Here is a 4,999-nt window from a genome sequence, read left to right on the forward strand (position 1 = left end):
CAGGTACGCCAGCCCGGCCTTGAGCGCCGAGTAGCCCAGCACCTGCTGCATGTAGAGCGACACGAAGAAGAACATCGAGAACAGCGACATCGCGACGAACACGGCGGTCAGGTTGGCGCCGGTCAGCGTCCGGTTACGGAAGATCCGGAACGGCAGCAGCGGCTGCTTCCACACCCGCTCGATCGCGATGAACGCGGCGATCAGCACGAACGACAGAAGAGCAAGGCTGATGGTCTTGGTCGAGCCCCAGCCCGAGTCGTTGGCGTCGACGATCGTGTAGACCAGCAGCGACAGGCCGGCGGTGATCGTGACGGCACCGAAGACGTCGAACGAGGTCGCCGTCTCGTCGCGGCTCTCGCCGAGCACGCGCATCGCGCCGTACGCAGCCAGAGCGGTGATCGGGACGTTGACGAACAGGACCCATTCCCAGCCGAGCGACTCGGTCAGGACACCGCCCATCAGGACGCCGACGGCGCCACCGGATCCGGCGACCGCGCCCCAGACACCGAGCGCCTTGTTGCGCTCGGCACCCTCGGCGAACGTCGTCGTGAGGATCGCGAGCGCGGCCGGTGAGAGCAGCGCGGCGCCGAGTCCCTGGACGACGCGGGCGGCGATCAGCTGCCCTTCGTTCTGGCTGAACCCGCCGAGCAGGGAGGCGACGCAGAAGAGGAGGAGGCCGGCGATGAAGATCCGGCGGCGACCCATGAGGTCGGCGACCCGGCCGCCCAGCAGGAGGAACCCGCCGAACACCAGGACGTACGAGTTGACGACCCAGGACAAGCTGTCCTGGTCGAGCTGGAGCTCGCGCCCGATCGAGGGGAGCGCGACATTGACGATCGAGGCGTCGAGCACCACGACGAACTGGGCCGCCGCGAGCAGAGCGAGGATCAAGCCCTTGCGCTCGGTTGAAACGGTAGACATGCAGCACTCCTGGAGTGATGAGAACGGAATCTAGAACCGGAACCTGAGGTCCGCTTCCGCAACGATATGGAGTTGCGGTTCCGTTTGTCAACCCGTACGTTTGAGGCATGTCGATGACCGAGGAGCGACCGTTGCGGGCCGACGCACGTCGCAACCGCGAGGCGATCCTCAAGGCCGCCCGCCACATCTTCGCCAAGCAAGGTTCGCAGGCCCAGATCGACGATGTCGCCAAGCGGGCCAAGGTCGGGGTGGGCACGGTCTACCGGCACTTCCCGACCAAGGAGGCGCTCTTCGACGCGCTCGCGACCGACAAGTTCGACAAGCTCGCGAAGTACGCGGACGACGCGATGAAGATCGAGGACCCGTGGGAGGCGATCGTCACGTTCCTCAAGCAGGCCGCCGCCCTGCAGGCCGCCGACCGGGCCCTCGGCGAGGTGTTCCGTGAGCACGGCGAGTTCATGATCCACACGGCCGAGACCTGCGGTCTCTCCGAGCTGGGCGATCGACTCGTACGCCGGGCGCAGGAGGCCGGCGTGCTGCGCGACGACATCCGGGGCAATGACCTCGGGCTGATCTCCTGTTCGCTCAGCGGCCTCAGCGGGGTGCCGGTGTGGTCGTGGGAGCGCATGCTCGGCATCGCGCTCGATGGGCTGCGACCCGAGGCGCAGCGGACCGAGCTGGCCGACTGAGTCAGCGGCCCTGCAGCAGCGCTCGCGCCTGGCGCGGGGTCATCGGGTCGCACCCGTGTGCCACGGCCTCGGCCACGATGCGGGGCTCGTCCTTGAGCAGTCGCCACCCCCGGCGTACGAGGACCAACGGCGACTTGCGGCCCTCGCGCAGGTCACGCGTCAGGCGCAGGAGGAAAGTGATCACGCGGTGGCGCCGCAGGCAGATCGCGGCGTCCAGGATGCCGGCCTCGCGACAGGCGTCGACGATGACCGGGGCGAAGAGTCCCTCAGCGATGAATCGGCCACTGGGAGCGGACAACGTCTGGGTGCCGGTCCGCCGGCTGGCCGCGATGTCGTACACCGGGATCTCGACGGTGCCGGCTGCGCACAGCTCGGCGATCGTCCCGACGGCGTCGACCGAGCTCCATGATGCGGCGTCGTCCCAGTCGACGATCCCGAGGCTCGAGCGCGGCATGTCGGGCTCGTCGGCGTCGCGATAGAAGTCGTCGAGGCGAAGCACTGGCCACCCCAGGCGCTCAGCCAGGTGAGATTTTCCGGACCCTGAAGGCCCGGCGAAGATGACGACGCCCACGAAGCACCAGCCTAGGTCAGGCGCTGCCGGAGGTTTGACCGGACTCCGGACATGCAACCCATGGTTGCGCGCGGTGGGAGTCGCCGGTAATCTGAGACGCAACCAAAGGTTGCAGTTGGTGGCAGCCGCGAGACACGGTCGATGACCAGGAGGAGAAGCTGACATGCGAAAGCTGATTGCCGGAATGAAGATCTCGCTCGATGCGAAGACTGAGGGCGACGAAGGCATCGCGGACTGGGTGGATGCCTGGTCCGAGGAGTACGGGCTGACAGACCGGGTCGACGCATGCGTGCTCGGGGGAGCGATGTATCCCGGCTACGAGGCGTACTGGACGCCGTTCCGGACTGATCCGGACCAGCCGAACCCGGTCAGCGGCAAGCTGGCGACACCAGGTGAGATCGAATGGACCGGCTTCGCCGCCAAGACCCCGCACTACGTGTTGTCAAGGAGCCTGACGTCGGCCGGCTGGCCGAAGACCAGCTTTCTCCGGAGTCTCGACGATCTGGCGGCGCTCAAGGAAGAACCCGGCAAGGACATCTATCTCATGGGCGGCGCACGGGTCACGTCGAGCATCATCGAGGCCGGACTGCTCGACGAGCTCCGACTGATCGTGTATCCCCTGATCGCCGGAGAGGGTAGCCAGCTGTTCTCCGCAGTCAGCCGACGTGGGCTCGAGCTGAGAGATGTCGGGAAGCTCTCGGACGGGCGCGTGAGCCTGGTGTACGGGATCCGATAGCCGGACGGCTGGCGATCGAGCAGGGGGTCGCAATGCGTCAGAAGCATGACAACGACTTCAACCAGGGAGTCATCGAGGAGTTCCGGGCGAACGGCGGTCAGCTCGGCGGGGACCTGGCCGGTGCGACGGTGATCCTCGTCCACCACATCGGTGCCCGCACCGGGGCCGTTCGCGTCGTCCCGTTGATCGGCATCCCGCAAGACGGCGGCCGCGTGGTCGTCACTGCCTCGAACGGAGGGTCGCCGACCCATCCCAGCTGGGTCCACAACCTCAGGGCGCATCCCATGGTCACCGTCGAGCTGGGCAGGCAGACCTTGACGATGCAGGCCGAGGAGTGGGGGCCGGCGGCTCGTGTCGACCTGTGGCCGACGCTGCTCGAAGGGTCGCCGGCGCTTCGCGATTTCGACGCCCGTACCGCGCGGGAGATCCCGGTGTTCGTCCTCACGCCGGTGTGAGCTCGCGGGAGGATGTCTGCCGGATTCAGACGCCGATCGGGTGCCAGACGGTCTTGGTCTCGACGAAGGCCTCGAGGCGGGCGAGCGAGGGCTCGGCGAGCGAGTCCACCGGCGTGGCAGGCGCTCGGAGCACCCGCTTGAGGTTCTCCGCAGCCGCGACCTCGAGCGAGGTGGCGAGCTCGGGGTCGTCGACGCCGGCCAGGTCGAGCGCGTTGACGTCCATGTGCGAGGCCAGCCACGGCGCGATCTCGGCGGCCCGTCCGGTGAGGATGTTGACGACACCGCCGGGCAGGTCGGACGTGGCCATGCACTCCGAGAGGGTCACGGCGGGGACGGGGAACTTCTCGCTGGCGACCACGACGACGGTGTTGCCGGTGACGATCGCCGGCGCGATGACCGAGACCAGCGCGAGCAGCGGGCCACTCGGCGCGATCGTTGCCACGACGCCGGTGGGCTCGGGCGTCGACAGGTTGAAGAACGGCCCGGAGACGGGGTTCGCGTTGCCGAGCACCTGGACGTACTTGTCGGCCCAGCCGGCGTACCAGACGACGCGGTCGATCGCGGCGTCGACGTAGGTCGTGGCCTTCTTGTCGTTGACGCCCTCAGCGGCGCGGAGCTGCTCGATGAACTGGTCGCGCCGGCCCTCCATGACCTCGGCGAGGCGGTAGATGACCTGGCCGCGGTTGTAGGGGGTGCGCGTCGACCAGCCGCCGAACGCCTTGCGGGCGGCGAGCACCGCGTCGCGGGCGTCCTTGCGCGAGGCCAGCGCCATGTTGGCGAGGAACTTGCCCTTGGCGTCGACGGCCTCGAACGTGCGGCCGGACTCCGAGCGCGGGAACGCGCCTCCGATGTAGAGCTTGTGCGTCTTGCGCACGTCCAAGCGGGTCGTCATGAGTCTGCTCCCTGCAGGTAGGCGGCGAGGCCGTGGCGCCCGCCCTCGCGGCCGTAGCCCGACTCCTTGTAGCCGCCGAACGGCGACGCGGGGTCGAACTTGTTGAACGTGTTGGCCCAGACGACACCGGCGCGCAGCTGGTTGGCCATCGACAGGATCCGCGAGCCCTTCTCGGTCCAGACGCCGGCCGACAGGCCGTACGGCGTGTTGTTGGCCTTCTCTACGGCCTCGGCCGGCGTGCGGAACGTCAGGACCGACAGGACCGGCCCGAAGATCTCCTCGCGCGCGATCCGGTGGGCCTGGGTGACGCCGGTGAAGATCGTCGGCGCGAACCAGAACCCGCTGTCGGGTAGGTCGCACGGTGCGGACCAGCGCTCGGCACCTTCCGCGTCGCCGACGTCGGTCAGCTCCTTGATGCGGGCGAGCTGCTCGGAGGAGTTGATCGCGCCGATGTCGGTGTTCTTGTCGAGCGGGTCGCCGAGGCGCAGCGTCGACATGCGCCGCTTGAGCTTGTCGAGGACCTCGTCGTAGATGTTCTCCTGCACCAGCAGGCGCGATCCGGCGCAGCAGACGTGGCCCTGGTTGAAGAAGATGCCGCTGACGATGCCCTCGACCGCCTGGTCGAGCGGCGCGTCGTCGAACACGATGTTGGCGGCCTTGCCGCCGAGCTCGAGGGTGACCTTCTTGGACGTGCCGGCGACGGAGCGCGCGATGGCCTTGCCCACCGCGGTCGAC

General features: G+C 68.1%; 7 protein-coding genes. 3 read left to right on the forward strand and 4 right to left on the reverse strand.

Features of this window, described 5'->3' with window-relative positions:
• The coding region (locus V6M46_RS07485) for an MFS transporter (RefSeq protein ID WP_332663404.1) at window positions 1–921 on the reverse strand (921 nt) is incomplete at its 3' end.
• 107 nt (window positions 922–1,028) lie between these two features.
• Here V6M46_RS07485 and V6M46_RS07490 point away from each other — a divergent pair.
• Complete coding sequence (locus V6M46_RS07490) at window positions 1,029–1,610, forward strand: TetR/AcrR family transcriptional regulator (protein WP_332663406.1); 582 nt, start codon at window positions 1,029–1,031, stop codon at window positions 1,608–1,610.
• 1 nt (window position 1,611) lies between these two features.
• Here V6M46_RS07490 and V6M46_RS07495 read toward each other — a convergent pair whose 3' ends face one another.
• On the reverse strand, window positions 1,612–2,109 hold the full coding sequence (locus V6M46_RS07495; protein ID WP_332663408.1) for an ATP-binding protein: 498 nt from the start codon (window positions 2,107–2,109) through the stop codon (window positions 1,612–1,614).
• 235 nt (window positions 2,110–2,344) lie between these two features.
• Here V6M46_RS07495 and V6M46_RS07500 point away from each other — a divergent pair, with 235 nt between their 5' ends.
• A complete protein-coding gene (locus tag V6M46_RS07500; RefSeq protein WP_332663409.1) occupies window positions 2,345–2,917 on the forward strand; it encodes a dihydrofolate reductase family protein in 573 nt (190 codons plus the stop codon).
• 32 nt (window positions 2,918–2,949) lie between these two features.
• Window positions 2,950–3,372, forward strand: coding sequence for a nitroreductase/quinone reductase family protein (locus tag V6M46_RS07505; protein WP_332663410.1), 423 nt, complete (start codon window positions 2,950–2,952; stop codon window positions 3,370–3,372).
• Between the two features lie 25 nt (window positions 3,373–3,397).
• Here the strand turns inward: V6M46_RS07505 and V6M46_RS07510 are convergent, their stop codons facing one another.
• Both V6M46_RS07510 and V6M46_RS07515 read right to left on the reverse strand, forming a co-directional pair.
• Window positions 3,398–4,264 (reverse strand): aldehyde dehydrogenase family protein, encoded by an 867-nt coding sequence (locus V6M46_RS07510; RefSeq protein ID WP_332663412.1) that lies wholly within the window; start codon window positions 4,262–4,264, stop codon window positions 3,398–3,400.
• Window positions 4,261–4,999: aldehyde dehydrogenase family protein (locus V6M46_RS07515; protein ID WP_332663414.1), on the reverse strand; the 739-nt coding region annotated here is incomplete at its 5' end. The genes V6M46_RS07510 and V6M46_RS07515, both read right to left, overlap by 4 nt.

This window comes from Aeromicrobium sp. (genome assembly GCF_036676885.1).
Lineage (GTDB): Bacteria > Actinomycetota > Actinomycetes > Propionibacteriales > Nocardioidaceae > Aeromicrobium.